The following is a 16,793-nucleotide window of genomic DNA, read 5'->3' as shown; positions in this document are numbered from 1 at the left end:
AGAACAACCCATGCGTGCATCTGGCTACGGACTCTCGGCCCTGCTGCTCTGCTCCCAGGTGCAGGCGGCCCTCGACATCGCCCAGGTTCCCCTCTATCTGGGTACCCGGGCCGAACCCAACATCATGTTCAGTCTCGATGACTCAGGCTCGATGCACTTCGAGTTGATGCCGGAGGGGTTGATCGAAAACAGCGCCCGCTACGTCTATCCCAGAGCCGACAACGTCTATGGCAGCGAGGATTATGACAACCGGACCGTGACCTTCACCAGCAACAACGACCGCAACGCCTATACCCGCTCAAGCAACAACAACAAACTCTACTACAACCCGCAGCAGAGCTATCGGCCCTGGGCCAAGGCGGATGGTACCCTGATGGCGAATGCCAGCATCAGCTGTGCACCGCACAACCCCTTCAATACCGCCGCCGGCTGTCGTGATCTGACCAAGAACAACCGCTCCAAGTCCCTGCGTTACTACACCGGGTTCTCCTCCACTGACTACAACGACGATGAAACCTTCTGGCCTGCTGTCTACTTTGCCTACAAGGGCAGTGGCGACGTGAAGAAGGTGGGCAGCTATACCCGGGTGGAGATAAAGTCCGGCAGTACCTATGGCGGGCGCCCCAATCGCAGCGATTGCAAGAGTGCCCCCGTTTGTACCTATGACGAGGAGATCCAGAACTTCGCCAACTGGTACACCTACTACCGCTCCCGGATCCTGGCTGCTCGTGCCGGGGTCGGCCGTGCTTTTGCAAGCCAAGGGCAGGCCTTGCGGGTGGGGTTTGCCACCATCAATGCCAGCGGCAGCGTGATCCGCGGGGTGGCGCCTTTTTCCGGCACCGATCGCAGCGCCTTTTTCAGCGACCTCTACAGCCGCGATATTCCGGCCGCCGGCACGCCGCTGCGCACTAGCCTGAAAGATGTGGGGGAGTACTTCTCCCGCACCGACAACAACGGCCCCTGGGCGGCCAGTGCCGGCAGCACCTTGCCTCACCTCACCTGCCGGCAGAGCTACAACATCCTGATGACCGATGGCTACTGGAACGGGGATACCCCCTCGGTGGGGGATCTGGACAAGGATGGTTACAGCAATACCCTGGCCGACGTGGCCTACAAATACTGGAAAACCGACCTGCGTGCCGATCTGGCCGACAAGGTGCCGACCAGCACGGCGGATCCCGCCAACTGGCAGCATCTGGTCAACTTTACCGTTGGACTCGGGGTCAACGGGTCGCTCAATCCGGCCAACGGCATCCCGAACAGCTGGCCCAATCCCCATGATCCGGATGACAAGGAGTACAAGAACGCGACCTACATTCCGGAGTACAAGATCGATGACCTGTGGCACGCGGCACTCAACAGCAAGGGCAGCTTTTTCAGCGCGGGCGACCCCGACATCTTTGCCGCAGCCCTGAGCAGCACCCTGGCCCAGATCGCGGCCCGCAACAGCTCCGCCAGCTCGGTGACCGCCAACGCAACCCGGCTGGACAGCAATACCCACATCTACCAGGCCCGCTATAACAGCGGCGACTGGTCGGGGCAACTCATCTCCATTCCCCTCAACAGCGATGGGTCGCTAGGCAACATGGCCTGGGATGCAGCAACCCTGATCCCGGCACACACCTCCCGCAGCATCTTTACTCGACAAAACGGGGTCGGCATTCCCTTCACCTGGGCTGCTCTCAATGCCACCAACCGTGCTCTGTTCAACCTTGCCGGCGACAGCCAGGGGGAAAACCGGGTTGCCTACTTGCGCGGCGATCGCAGTCGCGAGCAGAGCAATGGCGGTCTGTTTCGCAGCCGCAGCGATCTGCTGGGGGACATCATCAACTCGGATCCCGTCTATGTCGGCAGCCGGGATTATGGCTACGGCAGCGCCACCGGCCTGACCCAGGCGGAACGCGACGGTTATCTGAGTTTCCTCGGCTCGACGGCTATTCGCAGCCGTACTCCCATGCTCTACGTGGGGGCCAATGACGGCATGCTGCACGGTTTCAGGGTCGCCAACGGGGTGGAGACCCTGGCCTACATCCCTGCCAGCCTGTTGGGGGATCTGAGCTTGCTGACCAAGCCGGATTACAGCCATCGTTACTATGTCGATGGCACGGCCAAAGTGGGTGATGCCTATCTTGGCAGCAGCTGGAAAACCGTGCTGCTGGGATCGACCGGTGCCGGTGGCAAGGCCGTGTTTGCCATCGACGTGACGGCGCCGGACAACTTCACCGCCGACAAGATGTTGTGGGAGTTTACCAATGCCGAGATGGGCGTGGCGCTGGCGGCGCCGACCCTGGTTCGGGTCAAGTCCAGCAACAAATGGGTGGCGCTGGTGGCCAACGGTTACAACAGCACCAGCCAAACGGCGCGCCTGTTCGTGCTGGATCTGGCGACCGGTGCGGTGATCAAGGAGATAGATACCCAGGTGGGCTCGACTAGCGAACCCAATGGTCTCTCATCCCCCTTGCCGGTAGACGAGGATGGCGACCGGGTGGCGGACTATGTCTATGCCGGTGACCTGCAAGGCAATCTGTGGAAATTCGATCTGACCGACAACAACAGCGCCCAGTGGGGGAGTGCCTTCAAGACCGGCAACAAACCAAAACCGCTGTTTCAGGCGTGCAACGGAACCTGCTCCGCCAGCACGCGTCAACCCGTTACCATGCGCCCGCTGGCCATCCGTCATCCCAAGGGGGGCATCATGGTGCTGATGGGAACGGGCAGCTATTTCACCAATGACGACAAGTTGCTGCCGGCGACCCCCAGGCTGGAAGCCGTCTACGGCATCTGGGATACGGGGGCTAGCGTGCTAAGCAGCCAGCTGTTGCAGCAGAGCATTACCCACGAGTACTCCGCCAATGGCACCACCATCAAGTTCAACGTCAGGTTGGTGTCCAACGCGGCGGTCAACTACACCAGCCAGAAAGGGTGGTATCTGGTGCTCAAATCCCCTGCGTTGAGCAAGGGGGTGGGGGAGCGAGCCGTGTCAGAGATGCTTTATCGCAACAAGCGGCTGATCTTCAACACCCTGATCCCCTCGGCGGACGCCTGTGACTTCGGTGGGCGCTCCTGGTTGATGGAGCTGGATCCCGTTTCGGGGGCGCGTTTGACCTACTCGGTGTTCGACGTCAATGGCGATGGTGCCGTCAACGATGACGACTATGTGGGGATCAAGGACAGTGGCGGCAACGACATCAAGGTGCCGGTCAGCGGCAAGCAGTTTGACGAGCTCACCACGACGCCGAGCGTGGTGGAAGATGCCGACATGGAGCGCAAGTACATCAGTGGCTCCAGCGGCAACATATCGGTCACGCTGGAAGAGGGGGCGGGTGATCTGGGTGGTCGCCAGTCCTGGTTGCAACTGGAGTAGAGGTGGAGATGGTGCGTGGATTTTCCCTGATGGAGCTGATGATTGCGGTAGCCGTGATGGCCATTCTGACCGTGATCGCCTATCCCAGTTACAACAGCTACATGGCCTCTGCCAAGCGGGTAGAGGCCAAGGCCGCACTGCTGGAGGCGGCGCAATACATGGAGCGACAGTTTACCGCCGACGGCAACTATGATGGTGGCAACCTGGCCTCCGCCGGGCTGGCTACCTTGCCCAGGGATGGCGGGACTGCCTATTACAATCTGGCGCTCAATGCCAGCGGCGCCAGCTATACCCTGACGGCGATCCCGACCGGGGTGATGAACGGCGATCCTTGCGGCCTGCTGACCCTTGACCAGGGTGGACAGCAGGGGGTGTCGATGGCCAGCATGACGGCGGCCGAGTGCTGGTAGTCTGTCACCAGCAGGCAGCGGGAGTCTTGGTGTCGGCCTTGTTGAGGGTCAGGGTATCGCAGGCGGTGCTGCCACTCTTGTCGCCTACCTGTGCCCCCTTGCTGGTGGCGATCAGGGTATAGCCGGTGGCGGTGGCACCTGAAATGGAGAAGTCATAGTAGCTGCTGGTGGGGTTGCCTACCTGGGAGGGGGTGGCGCTGTAACTGGTATTGGAAACCCGGAACTCTTCCTGTTTCAGCTGCATGCTGAGCAAGCCCTTGAGCGCTTCGGCCCGGCGGGATTTGCGCAAGCCATCGGTGAAGCTGGGATAGGCGACAGACGCTATGATGGCGACGATGGCGACCACGACGATCAGTTCAAGCAAGGTGATTCCGGACTGTTTGATTCTCATGGGGCGGCATGCTTCGTGAAACAGGTTGATACTATAGGATAGTACTGACAGTAGACCCTACTGGCACGTGCAAAAAGAAAGGAGTTTTGAGCTGATGGAAGGCAGAAAGGGCAGATCCGCCGGTTTTACCCTGATAGAGCTGATGGTTGCCCTGTCCTTGGTCGCCCTGTTGCTGACCGTGGCCATCCCCAGTTATCAATCCCTGCGCCAGGATCAGATGGTCAAGGCGGCCACCCAGGCGGTCTACACCGACATGATGCTGCTCAAGTCCGAAGCGCTCAAACGCAACAGCAATTTGCAAATGATCCTGTTCAACAGCGGTACCGACAGCTGGTGCTATCGCATCAGCATCGATGGCAGTTGTGCCAGTTGCAGCGACACCTGTTCCAGCATCGAGGGGCGCAAAGGCGCTGATGCCAGTGAATTTCCCGGGATCATTCTGACGGGCACCTACACGGAGTCCTCAAGCCAGATACGTCCCATCAGCTTCTCCCCCCGGCGCGGTACCCTGCCAAGCGGCAGCATCACGGTGAGCTCCTCGGCCGCTAGTATGAAAGTGGTCACCAACAACCTTGGGCGGGTACGTACCTGTGCCGTCAGCAACCTGGCGGGGGAGGTGGCATGCAACTGAAAGTACGGGGTTTCAACCTGGTCGAGCTGATGGTGGCCATGGTGGCGGGCTTGCTGCTGGTGGCCGCCGTCATTTCGCTGTTTGCCACCATTCTCAAGGCCAATTACACCGCCATGCAGACCAGCCGCCTGAATCAGGAAGTTCAGTTGCTGACGGACATGATGGCTCGAGACATCCAGCGAGCCGGGTATGATGCCAACGCCACCCAGTTTCTTGCCGCCCCTTCTGGCAGCCGATCCAGCTTCTATTTTGATACTACCACGGACCTGATGAGTGAAACCGCGACGGGCTCCGGCCTGTATACCTGTATCAGGGTGCGCTATGACAACGATGAAAACGGGGTACTGAGCAGCGATGACACCCTGGTTTACAGCTACAGCAGTGCTGACAAGGGGATCAAACAGGGGACCGGGACTACTACCTGTGGCAATGGCAGTCTGATTTCCAGCGACGACACCGTAGAAATCACCGCCATGACGTTCAGGCTCCTGCCAAGCAGTCAGGTCAGCGGGGCGAGGGCGCTGCAATTGATGGTGAGCGGGCGATTCAAGGCCACACCGGCACTGACGCTGAATCTGCAGCGGGATATCAAACTGCGCAATGATGGGTACTGACATGAGCCGACAAGCCGGTTTTACCACCTTCACCATCACTTTGTTGCTGGTGCTGGTCCTGCTGGGCATTTCACTGCTGGTTGGCAAGATGCTGGTGGCCGATCGGCGAGTGACCCTCAACGAGGTGCTTTATCGTCAGGCCATGGCAATGGCGGAAGTGGGTTTGGCCGATGGACTGGGACGGTTGACGCTGGACCCTACCTGGCGTACCAGCGGGGCCACGACTACCTTGACCACGGGCAGCTATACCCTGTCATCTTCTGACGATACTGCCATCACGGTGGGGTCGGTGGTCGTGACGCCGATAAGGGTTCGTTCCCAGGCGACTCTCAGCAACAGTCAGGCCCAGGCGGCAGTCGAAACCAAGGTCGTACGTTTCAGCGTACTGGCCGGTTCTCCTGCCGCGCCTCTGACCGTGGCCGGCGGCATGGCGGTTGGCGGCAACTTCACCATAGTGGCCAATCCCAATGGTGGCGGGCTGGGGGTACCACTGTCGGTCTGGACCAGCGGCAATGTCGACCTGATAACGGGGACCGGGCAGACCTGTCATCAGGGGGACTACGACGGCGGCTGTTCGGCCAACATCAGTCAGAAGGGGGACAAGCAGCCGGATATCAAGGACAACGATACTGCCTTCCCGACCGACCTGGTCTGGTATCTGTTCAATGAAAAGGATGATGCCAACGGCTGGGCCAATCTGGAGGCAAGGGCGACCCAGAAGCTGACAGACTGCAGCTCGCTTGGTCCTGCCTCAACTGGACTCATCATTGTGGATGGGGATTGCAAGCCCTCCTCCAATGTCGGCTCCGCAACGGCGCCTGTGATTCTCATCGTGCGCAATGGCAATCTGGCGGTCAACGGCAATACGGTGCTGTATGGCTTGGTATTTGCCTACTCATCCAACCCCGCTGCCGCCGGGACGGACGTGAAGCTGACCGGTGGGGCCATCGTGCATGGCGCCATGGTCTCCAACTATCAACTGGGCAACGCCAACGGTACCTACGATGCCAAGTATGATGCCGATGTCCTGAGCAGCATCTCGAATGGAGCCGCATTCCAGATCGTCAATCAGGTGCCCGGCAGCTGGCGAGACTGGTAAGGGGATATGGAGATGAAAGGGCAAAAAGGATTTGGCCTGCTGGAGATCCTGATCACGCTGGTGGTGCTGGGAGTGGGTATTGTCGGCCTGGTCGCCATGTCCAAGTCGGCGCTGACGGTTTCGCAGGATGGCCGGCGTTATGAGACGGCGATGCGACTGGCGGAGTCCAAGCTGGATGAGTTTCGCAATTTCAATGGGGTGGTGAGTGCAACCGCGCCGCTGACGGCCTACAACCAGATAGCCTCGGCCAGTGCGGCCGTGACTCTGTCGGGTGAGGCCTACTCGGTGGGATGGACGGTGACCAATCAGTATCTGAATGGCTCAACCTGGCAGAACGTGGCACCGGCGGGCTATCGCCTGAGTTACCCGGGCCGTAAGGCGATCACGGTCAACGTCGGGTGGACGGACAGTGAAGGGCAGGCTCAGGCGCTGCAACTGGCCGGCAATGTTTCGCCCATCGAATCCTTGAGCTCCGATCAGCTGGATGGCGGTTTGAATACGGCGAGGCAGGGCCCCAAGGTCAACTACACCCCCGGGGTGGCGCCGGACGTCATCTCGGTGGAACTGGGGGATGGCAACAAGCAGGAGACCAGCAAGCCACTGCCGACCGTCACGTCCAAAGATGGTCTGGTGGGCAAGCTGGTCCAGTTCGAGACGGTGACTTACAAACCCGCAGCGGGTGGCAACACCCAGCAGGTGCTGCAGGACATGGCATCCGTCTCCTGTTCTTGCAGTTATGGCTCCAGCCTGAGCGCCTACCTGCCGGGTCAGGCCTACAGTTCAGCCAGCAACCAGCTCTATTGGAAATCAGGCTCGCTGCAGACCAAGACCACGGGGACGCTCGACAGCAGCGTCAATGGCCAGCCCGCGCTCTGTACCAGCTGCTGCAAGGATCACTTCGATGGCAGTGGTTCCAGCTTCACCAACTTCTATGCTCCGCTCAACACCAGCCGGGTACGCTACAGCAGCAGCCTCAGCACGGCGAACAGCGGCAAGTACGTGGATGCCTGCCGTTTCGTCCGGCTGGATGGCTATTATCGCCCGCTGCCTGACTGGAACCTGGTCAAGGTCGTGGTGACCACGGCCGATTTCCTGGCCAAACCAGCGAACCAGGCCAGTTATCAGAAATACATCAAGTATGTGGTCAAGACCTACATCGACTGGCAGAAGTCGACCCTGAACTGGACCCAGGGGGCCTCCGCCACCTTGCCGACCATCACCGATTTTTCAGCCTGGCTGGCTACCAACGCGGAAGCTGGGGGCGATACCACGACCGGGATCACCGTCAACACGGGTACGGCGCAGCTCATCGCCCGTGGCATTTATGTGGATGTGCTCGACCCTGTCTATCTGGTGGGGATTGATACCAGTGCGGTGGACTATCTGACCAAGGTGCCGTTTCAGGACATCAACCTGACCATGCTGGCGGAGTGGGCCATGGCCCCGCAGAACTTGCTGACGGGCAATGCCACCGACTATGCCGCCGTCACCAACGAGACGGTCAAAACGGTGGTGGATCTCAACAACTACTATTTCGGCAGTTACAGCCGCGGCTACATGACGGCGAAGAAATCGACCAAGGACAGCAACCAGGTGCTGCAGAGCGTCACCGTGCGTGTCACTGCCTATCAGGGGAATTCCGGCATCACGGCTTCGCTCATCTCGCCACGGGACCAGTCGCTGGCGCAGACGGCGGACATGCTGGTCAAGGTGGATACGGGATCGCAGACGGTACCGACCGTCAGTGTCAGTGGCTGGATCCAGTGTCTGACCCGAGGGACGGGTGGCAAGAATCCCCCACCGGTAGCGTGCAGCAAGAATACGTTCAACAGGCTAAGCATCACGACTCCCAACTCCGGGGCGACCTGCCGCATCGACTATCCGCAGGCCAACAACCAGCCTGCAGCTTATCTGTGTACAGCCCCGGCGAACTCGACGCTGGCCATCAACCTTGCCTATTCCAACCAGGGCAGCACCACCTATATGTTGCAGCCACCCTCCTTCAGCGTGCAGATGACGCAACAGTCCAACAATCAGGTGTTGAGCGGCCCCTGTTCACTGCTGGTGGACAACGGAGTGACCAACGCGACCAGCCTGACTTGCACCCCTTGAGCCTTGGGCGCTGGCACAGCCAGCGCCTTTTCTTTATCATTCCCCATCATTTTCGAATTCAAGATGCATCGCCATGGCAAAAGCCCTCTCTCTGATGCTTGCCCAGTTGAATCTGACGGTAGGCGCCATCGAAGATAACTGTGACAAGGTGCTGGCGGCAGCCGCCGAGGCCGATCGGCAAGGCGCCGATCTGCTGGTCTGCTCCGAACTGGCCCTGACCGGCTATCCGCCGGAAGATCTGCTGCTGCGCGCCGATCTGATGATCCGGGTGGAGGCCGCCCTGGCCCGCATCGCGGCATGGCAGGGGGCTGGCGCCATTCTGGTGGGTCACCCCTGGCGCGACGGGGAGGCACTCTACAACGCCGCCTCCCTCTACGAGCAAGGCAAGCTGGTCGCACGCTACTTCAAGCAGGATCTGCCCAACTACGGAGTATTCGACGAGAAGCGTTACTTCACCGCGGCAACCGAGACCTGCGTGGTCCCCTTCCGTGGTCATCAGCTGGGGCTGCTCATCTGTGAAGACCTCTGGCAGCCGGGCCCTGCGCTGGCCGCCAAGGCGGCGGGAGCCGAGCTGCTGCTCACCATCAATGCCTCACCCTATGATCAGGAAAAACCCTGGATCCGCCGCGAGCTGATGGCCGAGCGCTGCGATCAGACCGGTCTGCCGTTGGTCTACCTCAATCAGGTATGTGGTCAGGACGAGCTGATCTTCGACGGCTGCTCCAAGGTGTTCAACAGCCAGGGCGAGCTGACCCATAAACTGGCACCGTTTGCCGAAGAGCTGGCGCTGGTGCGTTTTGCCGATGGTCAACCGGTGAAAGAGCGGGAACCGGCTGCGCCGCTGGAGCCGTTGGCTGAGACCTATCAGGCACTGGTGCTGGCGGTGCGCGACTACGTCACCAAAAACGGGTTCCACGGCGCCGTGCTGGGCCTCTCCGGCGGCATCGACTCGGCACTGACCCTGGCCATCGCGGCCGATGCCATCGGCGCCGACAAGGTGCAGGCGGTGATGATGCCGTTCCGCTACACCGCCCAGATGAGTGTGGAAGATGCCAAGGAGCAGGCCGAGCGGATGGGGGTGGAGTTCAACATCATCTCCATCGAGCCTATGTTCGAGGGCTTTATGGCCCAGCTGGCACCATTGTTTGAAGGGACTGCCCGCGACACTACCGAAGAGAACCTGCAGGCCCGCTGCCGCGGCGTGCTGTTGATGGCGCTCTCCAACAAGCGTCGTCGCATCGTGCTGACCACCGGCAACAAGAGCGAGATGGCGGTCGGCTATGCCACCCTGTACGGCGACATGGCCGGCGGCTTCGATGTGCTGAAAGATGTGCCCAAGACGCTGGTTTTCAAGCTGTGCGAATACCGCAATTCCGTCGATTATGTGATCCCGCAGCGGGTCATCGACCGTCCCCCTTCGGCAGAATTGGCGCCGGACCAGGTGGATCAGGACAGCCTGCCCCCCTATGACATCCTGGATGCCATCCTCAAGCGCTACGTGGAAGAAGATGCCTCTGTGGCCGACATGGTGGCGGAGGGCTTCGAAGAGGCGGTGGTGCGCAAGGTGATCCGGCTGGTGGATCTCAACGAATACAAGCGCCGTCAGGCGGCGGTCGGGCCCCGCATCACGGCCCGCAACTTTGGTAAGGATCGCCGTTACCCCATCACGTCCGGGTTTGGCAAACAGAACTGGTAAGGAGTCACCATGAAGAAGATTGAAGCCATCATCAAACCGTTCAAGCTGGACGATGTGCGCGAGGCCCTGGCCGAGATCGGCATCAACGGCATGACAGTGTCCGAGGTCAAGGGCTTCGGCCGTCAGAAAGGCCACACCGAGCTCTATCGCGGCGCCGAGTACATGGTCGACTTCCTGCCCAAGGTAAAGGTGGAACTGGTGGTGCAGGACGAGGATCTCGATGCCTGCCTGGAAGCGATCCAGAACACCGCCCGCACCGGCAAGATTGGTGACGGCAAGATCTTCGTCTGTGAGGTGGAGCGCGTCATTCGTATCCGTACCGGCGAAGAGAACGAAGACGCCATCTGATGAGATGGCAGAGCCTCGTGATGAGCCAACGAATGGAGACTCGATCCCGCTGATGTCCTGGATGCGCCTCGTTGCGGTGGCCGGCCTGCTGGCCGGTCTGACCGCCTGCAGTACCCGGCCGCCGGCCCAGCCGGAAAACCTGTGCCAGATCTTTCGGGAGAAACCGGACTGGCACAAGGCGGCGCTCAAGATGAACGAGAAGTGGGGAACCCCGATCCAGGTGGTGATGGCCATGATGTATCAGGAGTCCTCCTTCGTGCACGATGCCCAGCCGCCGATGCAGTATTTCCTCTTCATCCCGACCGGGCGGGCCAGTTCCGCCTACGGCTATGCCCAGGTCAAAGATGAAACCTGGGCTGATTACCAGCGGGAAACCGGCAACGGCTGGAGTGATCGCGACGACTTTGCCGACGCCATCGACTTCATGGGCTGGTACACTCACAAGGCCCAGCGGCTGAACGGCACCTCCAAGTGGGATGCGTATGGCCAGTATCTCAACTATCACGAAGGGTGGGGTGGCTATCGGCGTGGCAGCTACCGCAGCAAGGGATGGCTGATGAAGACATCCCGCAAGGTGGAGGCCCGCGCCCAGCGCTACGGCGCCCAGTATCGACAATGCAAGGATCAGCTCTCCAGCGGGGGCTGGTTCTGGTAACCAAATCAGGAGTCAGAAATGCCGTTATTGGACAGTTTTACCGTTGACCACACCCGCATGGCTGCGCCGGCGGTGCGTGTGGCCAAGACCATGCAGACCCCGAACAAGGACACCATTACCGTGTTCGACCTGCGTTTCTGCGTGCCGAACCAGGAGATCCTCTCCGAGCGCGGCATTCACACCCTCGAGCACCTGTTTGCCGGCTTCATGCGTGACCACCTGAACGGCAACGGGGTGGAGATCATCGACATCTCCCCCATGGGCTGCCGGACCGGCTTCTACATGAGCCTGATCGGTGCGCCGGACGAAGCCCGGGTTGGTGCCGCCTGGCAGGCCGCCATGAGCGACGTGCTGACCGTGCAGGAGCAGGGCAAGATCCCCGAGCTGAACGAATACCAGTGCGGTACCTACAGCATGCACTCACTGGAAGAGGCCCATGCCATCGCCCGCCACGTGCTGGAGCGCGGCATCGGCGTCAACCGCAATGACGAGCTGGCCCTGCCGGAAGAGAAGCTGAAAAGCCTCTGATCCCGGGATGGCAAACATGAAAAAGGCCGGTCATTGACCGGCCTTTTTGCGTGCTGGCAGAATCAGGATGGCAGCGGCATCACCCGGTTGCGACCCAGCTCCTTGGCCTTGTAGAGCAGCTTGTCGGTGCGCTCGACCAGGCTGTCGCCCGTCTCCTGACCGCTGTATTCACCGACCCCGAACGAAGCCGTGATGTGGTCGATACGCCGGCCCGACTTGCGATCCAGGATCGACATCTTCTCGATGGCCCGGCGCAGGCTCTCCGCCATCTGGCGGCTCAGCGCCAGACTGCGCATGGGGACCAGCAGGGCAAACTCCTCGCCGCCGAGGCGGTAGGCGGTGACGCCCTCCTTGCAGGTTTCCCGCAGCCGCTTGCTGAAGGCGCGCAGCACCTGGTCCCCAAGCAGATGGCCATATTCGTCGTTGAAGTTCTTGAAGCGGTCTATGTCCGACAGGATCAGGGAGAAGGGCTGCTTGCTGCGGATCAGGCTTTCTATCTCCAGATCGAAGGCGCGTCGGTTGAGCAGGCTGGTGAGAGCATCCTCGTTGGCCAGTTTGCGGGTCTCGTTGAGCGCCTCGCGCAGCTCCTTGATTTCCTTCTCGGCGCTGCTGAGCTGGTTGCGAAAGTGCATGGTGGACATACGCACATCCCGCGACTCGCGCACCAGATCCCGCAGGATCCCCATGGTGTCTTCCAGGCTCAGCCCCTCGTCGTCGATGAGGCTCAGCCGATCGAAGCTCTTGTCGAGCATGTCCTGAAACATGCCGGTGTCGGAGAGGGCATCCTGCATGGTGTGACCAAGCTCGTTGGCCATGGCGGCCAGGTTGAGCTTCATGGTTTCCATCTGCTGCTCATCTTGCGCGGCGAGGTGCTGGTGATAGAGGCGTTCACAGGTGGTGAGAGAGCAGGTTCCCTGCAGCTTGATGGCCTGATCGATGGCCTGATTGAGCTCGGGCATGCTGGCCGCCACGTAGTTATACCAAAGGGTGTAATTATCCGGCGTGGTGGGGATTTGATACTTGATCATCAGGGGAACCGCCTGCTTGAGATAGGCGGCGGATTGGGCGAACGAGTCCTTGCTCATGAGTTCCATGTCTCATCATGCCTGCAAACTGTGCATAGTATGACAGAGAGATTGGCCAAAAGGCAGTCGATGGATGCCATTCGCCCCCCCCTCCGATATAATGGCACCGTTACCACCTACCCTAAGGCCTGCTTATGTCTCAAAAAGATCCTTTCCTCGAACGCGAGGCCGAAAAATACGAGAACCCCATCGCCAGTCGCGAGATGATCCTCGACCTCATCAAGGGCCATGAAAAGCCCATGTCCCGTGAAGAGCTGGCAAAGGTCCTCAAGCTGACCGAAGAAGAGCCGCTGGAAGCCCTGCGCCGTCGTCTGCGCGCCATGGAGCGTGATGGTCAGCTGGTATTCACTCGCAACCAGTGTTACGCCCTGCCGGATCGCCTGAATCTGGTGAAAGGCTACGTGCTCGGCCACAAAGATGGCTTCGGTTTTCTGCGCCCCGAGGGTGGTGGCCCGGATCTGTTCCTGAACAACCGCGAGATGCAGCGCCTGATGCACGGCGACTACGCCCTGGTGCAGCCTACCGAGATCGACCGCAAGGGGCGCCAGGAGGCGCGTCTGGTACGCCTGCTCAAGTCCCGTGAAGCGGACATCGTCGGCCGCTACTTCGTCGAGAACGGCGTCGGCTTCGTGGTGCCGGATGACAGCCGCATCGGCCAGGACATCATCATCCCGGAAGGGGAGAACAAGGGCGCTCGCCAGAGCCAGGTCGTGGTCGTGCGCATCAATCAGCGCGCCACCGCCCGCTTCAATGCGGTCGGCACCGTCTTGGAAGTGCTGGGTGAAAACATGGCGCCCGGCATGGAGATCGAGATCGCCCTGCGTACCCACGGCATTCCGCATACCTGGCCGGAAGAGGTGACCAAAGAGGTTGCCGGTCTGGGCGAGCAGGTGCCGGAGAAAGCCAAAGAGGGCCGCATCGACCTGCGCGCCCTGCCGTTGGTGACCATCGACGGGGAAGATGCCCGTGACTTCGACGACGCCGTCTTCTGTGAAGCCAAGCGTGGTGGCGGCTGGCGCCTGTGGGTTGCCATTGCCGACGTTTCCGCCTACGTGAAGCCGGGCACGGCCCTCGACACCGAAGCCTACCAGCGCGGCAACTCGGTCTACTTCCCCGAATTCGTGGTGCCCATGCTGCCGGAGGTGCTCTCCAACGGCCTCTGCTCGCTCAACCCGCAGGTTGACCGCCTCTGCATGGTGTGCGAGATGACCATCTCCGCCGCCGGCCGCATGTCCGGCTACAAGTTCTACGAAGCGGTGATGAACTCCCATGCCCGCATGACTTACACCAAGGTGGCGGCGATCCTGGAAGGGGATCCTAAGCTGCGTCAGCAGTACGAGCCGCTGGTGGGTCACATCGAAGAGCTCAACAACCTCTACAAGGCGCTCAAGCATGCCCGCCATCAGCGCGGTGCGGTGGAGTTCGAGAGCGAAGAGACCCGCTTCATCTTCAACGCCCAGCGCAAGATCGATCGCATCGTGCCGCTGGTGCGCAACGACGCCCACAAGATCATCGAAGAGTGCATGATCCAGGCGAACGTAGCCGCGGCCCGCTACATCGAGAAGAACGAGGCCGCCGCCCTGTTCCGGGTGCACGACCGTCCGGGCGAAGAGCGTCTGACCGGTTTCCGTGACTTCCTGGCCGAACTGGGTCTGGAGCTCAAGGGGGGTCTGGAGCCCGAGCCGAAAGATTTCGCCGACCTGGCCGCCAAGTTCGAAGGGCGCCCGGATGCTGAGCTGCTCTCCACCATGCTGCTGCGCTCCATGCGTCAGGCCATCTATCAGGCCGACAACATCGGTCACTTTGGTCTGGCGCTGAAGTCCTACGCTCACTTCACCTCGCCGATCCGTCGCTACCCCGACCTCATCCTGCACCGCGCGATCAAGTATCAGACCGCCAAGGAGCAGCAGGCCAACCTGCGCCACAAGTGGACTCCGAGCGGTGGCTACCACTACCAGCTGGAAGAAGTGGACCCGATGGGCGAGCACTGCTCCATGACCGAGCGCCGTGCCGACGACGCCACCCGCGATGTGGCCGACTGGCTCAAGTGCGAGTACATGCTGGATCACGTGGGTGACGAGTTTGACGGCGTCATCGCTAGCGTCACCGGCTTTGGCTTCTTCGTGCGTCTGGCCGAGATCCACATCGACGGTCTGGTGCATGTCAGCACCCTCACCAACGACTACTACCAGTTTGACCCGCTGCACCAGCAACTGATCGGCGAGAACTTCCGCCGCCGCTACCGTCTGGGTGACAAGGTGCGGGTCAAGGTGATGGGCGTGAATCTGGACGATCGCAAGATCGACTTCGTGATGGTGGAAGAGCCCCTCAAGGCAACCGGCAAGAACGCCAAAGAGATGGCGCGCAAGCAGGCCGAGATCAAGAAAGAGAAGGCCAAGAGCGCCGAACGCCACGAAAAACGCAAAGAGAAAGAGGGCAAGGACCACGGCAAATCCGCCAAGGGCGGCCGTGCCAAACCCAGCAACAGACGACCGAGCAAAAAAGCTCGCGACAAGGCCAAGAGCACTAAATGAGTACTGAACTGATCTACGGCATTCACGCTGTATCCGCGCTGCTGGAGCGCACCCCGGAGCGTTTCATCGAGGTATGGGCTCTGAAGGGCCGGGATGACGACCGGCTGCAACCCTTGCTGGCCGAGCTGGATGCGCTCGGCCTCAAGGTGCAGAGCGTGAACCGCAAGACGCTCGACGACAAGGCGGAGGGCAACAATCACCAGGGCATCATGGCCCGGGTGAAAGAGGCGCCCAAGCTCGCCGAGCACGACCTGGCTAGCCTGCTGGACAAGTTGGCCGAGCAACAGACTCAGCCCTTCCTGTTGGTGCTGGACGGGGTGACCGATCCGCACAACCTCGGCGCCTGCCTGCGCAGCGCCGATGCGGCCGGCGTCCATGCGGTGATCGTGCCGCGCGACAAGGCCACTGGCCTGACCTCGGTGGTACGCAAGGTCGCCTGTGGCGCCGCCGAAGTTGTGCCGCTCATTCAGGTTACCAACCTGGCCCGCAGCCTGCGCGAGCTGCAGGAGCGTGGCGTCTGGATCGTCGGTACTGCTGGCGAGGCGGATCACGACGTGTTCCAGGCCAAGCTGACCGGCCCGATGGCGCTGGTGATGGGCGCAGAGGGCAAGGGTATGCGCCGGCTGACCCGCGAGCATTGCGACGAGCTGGTGAGCATCCCGATGGCAGGGGCTGTATCCAGCCTCAACGTCTCGGTAGCGACCGGTGTCTGCCTGTTTGAAGCCGTGCGCCAGCGTCGTGCCTGAGGCGAGCTGAATGGACAGACCCCCGTTTTGCCGGGATCGGGTCACAGATGAGCAGGAGGCCGCGCGCCTCCTCTCTTTTGCCCGGCCGCTGACCCTGACCCCCCGTGCCTGCCTCTGGCATGCCGGCGATCGACCCGATCTGCTGGTCATGGTGGAGCAGGGACTGCTGCGGGCCAAGGTGGTGCTGGCGGATGGCCGCGAGTACATCAAGGAGTTCTACTGGGAGGGTGACGAGTTCCTCGATTTCCACCACTTGCTCAGTGGCGAGCCGGCCCGCTACAGCGTGGAGGCGCTGGAGCCCTGTCAGCTCTTGTTGTTCAATCTGGCCGACCTGCGCACTCTCTCCTGCTGGCCCGCCTGGTATCAGCATCTGCTGGCGGTGCAGCTGCGCATCAAGGAGGAGAAGGAGCTGCTGCTTTTGACCGAGAGTCCGCAGGCTCGCTATCAGCACTTTCTGCGCAGTTTCCCCGCGCTGGAGGCCAGGGTGCCCGATCACCAGATCGCTGCTTATCTGGGCATCACCCCCATCAGCCTGAGCCGCATTCGCAAACGGCTGAAGGATCTTAACAAAGGTTAATGC

The 16,793-nt window shown here is 61.0% G+C and carries 15 protein-coding genes; 13 read left to right on the top strand and 2 right to left on the bottom strand.

Annotated features, from left to right (window positions below):
- Nucleotides 1–10: 10 nt before the first annotated feature.
- Complete coding sequence (locus tag OKC44_RS11010) at nucleotides 11–3,364, top strand: pilus assembly protein (RefSeq protein ID WP_270812835.1); 3,354 nt, start codon at nucleotides 11–13, stop codon at nucleotides 3,362–3,364.
- A gap of 8 nt (nucleotides 3,365–3,372) precedes the next feature.
- Nucleotides 3,373–3,774, top strand: a complete 402-nt coding sequence (gene tppA, locus OKC44_RS11005) for a type IVa pilus pseudopilin TppA (protein ID WP_270812833.1) — start codon at nucleotides 3,373–3,375, stop codon at nucleotides 3,772–3,774.
- A gap of 4 nt (nucleotides 3,775–3,778) precedes the next feature.
- On the opposite strand, the gene OKC44_RS11000 is transcribed toward tppA, so the two are convergent.
- Nucleotides 3,779–4,165: a type IV pilin protein gene (locus tag OKC44_RS11000; protein ID WP_016349434.1), complete on the bottom strand. Its 387-nt coding sequence runs from the start codon at nucleotides 4,163–4,165 to the stop codon at nucleotides 3,779–3,781.
- A gap of 94 nt (nucleotides 4,166–4,259) precedes the next feature.
- Between OKC44_RS11000 and OKC44_RS10995 the strand changes: the two genes are divergently transcribed.
- From OKC44_RS10995 to luxS, 8 genes are all read left to right on the top strand, one after another.
- Nucleotides 4,260–4,796 carry a GspH/FimT family pseudopilin gene (locus OKC44_RS10995; RefSeq protein ID WP_045529158.1) on the top strand — a complete coding sequence of 179 codons (537 nt, stop codon included), beginning with the start codon at nucleotides 4,260–4,262 and terminating at the stop codon, nucleotides 4,794–4,796.
- A complete protein-coding gene (locus OKC44_RS10990) occupies nucleotides 4,787–5,410 on the top strand; it encodes a PilW family protein (RefSeq protein WP_270812831.1) in 624 nt (207 codons plus the stop codon). The genes OKC44_RS10995 and OKC44_RS10990 overlap by 10 nt, the downstream gene beginning before the upstream one ends.
- Nucleotide 5,411: 1 nt before the next feature.
- Complete coding sequence (locus tag OKC44_RS10985; RefSeq protein WP_270812830.1) at nucleotides 5,412–6,509, top strand: PilX N-terminal domain-containing pilus assembly protein; 1,098 nt, start codon at nucleotides 5,412–5,414, stop codon at nucleotides 6,507–6,509.
- Nucleotides 6,510–6,521: 12 nt separating this feature from the next.
- Nucleotides 6,522–8,621: a type IV pilus modification PilV family protein gene (locus OKC44_RS10980; protein ID WP_211067106.1), complete on the top strand. Its 2,100-nt coding sequence runs from the start codon at nucleotides 6,522–6,524 to the stop codon at nucleotides 8,619–8,621.
- A gap of 73 nt (nucleotides 8,622–8,694) precedes the next feature.
- The gene (locus tag OKC44_RS10975) at nucleotides 8,695–10,317 is read left to right on the top strand and encodes an NAD+ synthase (protein WP_270812824.1); all 1,623 of its coding nucleotides are present in this window, start codon (nucleotides 8,695–8,697) and stop codon (nucleotides 10,315–10,317) included.
- Between the two features lie 9 nt (nucleotides 10,318–10,326).
- The gene (gene glnB, locus OKC44_RS10970) at nucleotides 10,327–10,665 is read left to right on the top strand and encodes a nitrogen regulatory protein P-II (RefSeq protein WP_005308848.1); all 339 of its coding nucleotides are present in this window, start codon (nucleotides 10,327–10,329) and stop codon (nucleotides 10,663–10,665) included.
- 61 nt (nucleotides 10,666–10,726) lie between these two features.
- Complete coding sequence (locus OKC44_RS10965) at nucleotides 10,727–11,320, top strand: transglycosylase SLT domain-containing protein (protein ID WP_274382240.1); 594 nt, start codon at nucleotides 10,727–10,729, stop codon at nucleotides 11,318–11,320.
- Nucleotides 11,321–11,338: 18 nt separating this feature from the next.
- The gene (luxS, locus tag OKC44_RS10960) at nucleotides 11,339–11,848 is read left to right on the top strand and encodes an S-ribosylhomocysteine lyase (RefSeq protein WP_011704660.1); all 510 of its coding nucleotides are present in this window, start codon (nucleotides 11,339–11,341) and stop codon (nucleotides 11,846–11,848) included.
- A gap of 62 nt (nucleotides 11,849–11,910) precedes the next feature.
- Here luxS and OKC44_RS10955 read toward each other — a convergent pair whose 3' ends face one another.
- Complete coding sequence (locus OKC44_RS10955) at nucleotides 11,911–12,933, bottom strand: GGDEF domain-containing protein (RefSeq protein ID WP_029304632.1); 1,023 nt, start codon at nucleotides 12,931–12,933, stop codon at nucleotides 11,911–11,913.
- Between the two features lie 134 nt (nucleotides 12,934–13,067).
- Here OKC44_RS10955 and rnr point away from each other — a divergent pair, with 134 nt between their 5' ends.
- Genes rnr through OKC44_RS10940 form a run of 3 tightly spaced genes read left to right on the top strand, consistent with a single transcriptional unit; the run spans nucleotide 13,068 to nucleotide 16,790 of the window.
- Nucleotides 13,068–15,467, top strand: coding sequence for a ribonuclease R (rnr, locus tag OKC44_RS10950; RefSeq protein ID WP_024944558.1), 2,400 nt, complete (start codon nucleotides 13,068–13,070; stop codon nucleotides 15,465–15,467).
- Complete coding sequence (gene rlmB / locus OKC44_RS10945; RefSeq protein ID WP_060390398.1) at nucleotides 15,464–16,213, top strand: 23S rRNA (guanosine(2251)-2'-O)-methyltransferase RlmB; 750 nt, start codon at nucleotides 15,464–15,466, stop codon at nucleotides 16,211–16,213. Before rnr ends, rlmB begins: the two co-directional genes overlap by 4 nt.
- A 10-nt stretch (nucleotides 16,214–16,223) precedes the next feature.
- Nucleotides 16,224–16,790: a Crp/Fnr family transcriptional regulator gene (locus tag OKC44_RS10940; RefSeq protein WP_270812820.1), complete on the top strand. Its 567-nt coding sequence runs from the start codon at nucleotides 16,224–16,226 to the stop codon at nucleotides 16,788–16,790.
- The last annotated feature ends 3 nt before the right edge of the window (nucleotides 16,791–16,793 follow it).

It is taken from the genome of Aeromonas sp. S41-2, from assembly GCF_027705845.1.
Lineage (GTDB): Bacteria > Pseudomonadota > Gammaproteobacteria > Enterobacterales > Aeromonadaceae > Aeromonas > Aeromonas hydrophila.
Note: the sequence above shows the minus strand (reverse complement) of the source record. Positions and strands in the feature narration are given on the sequence as shown.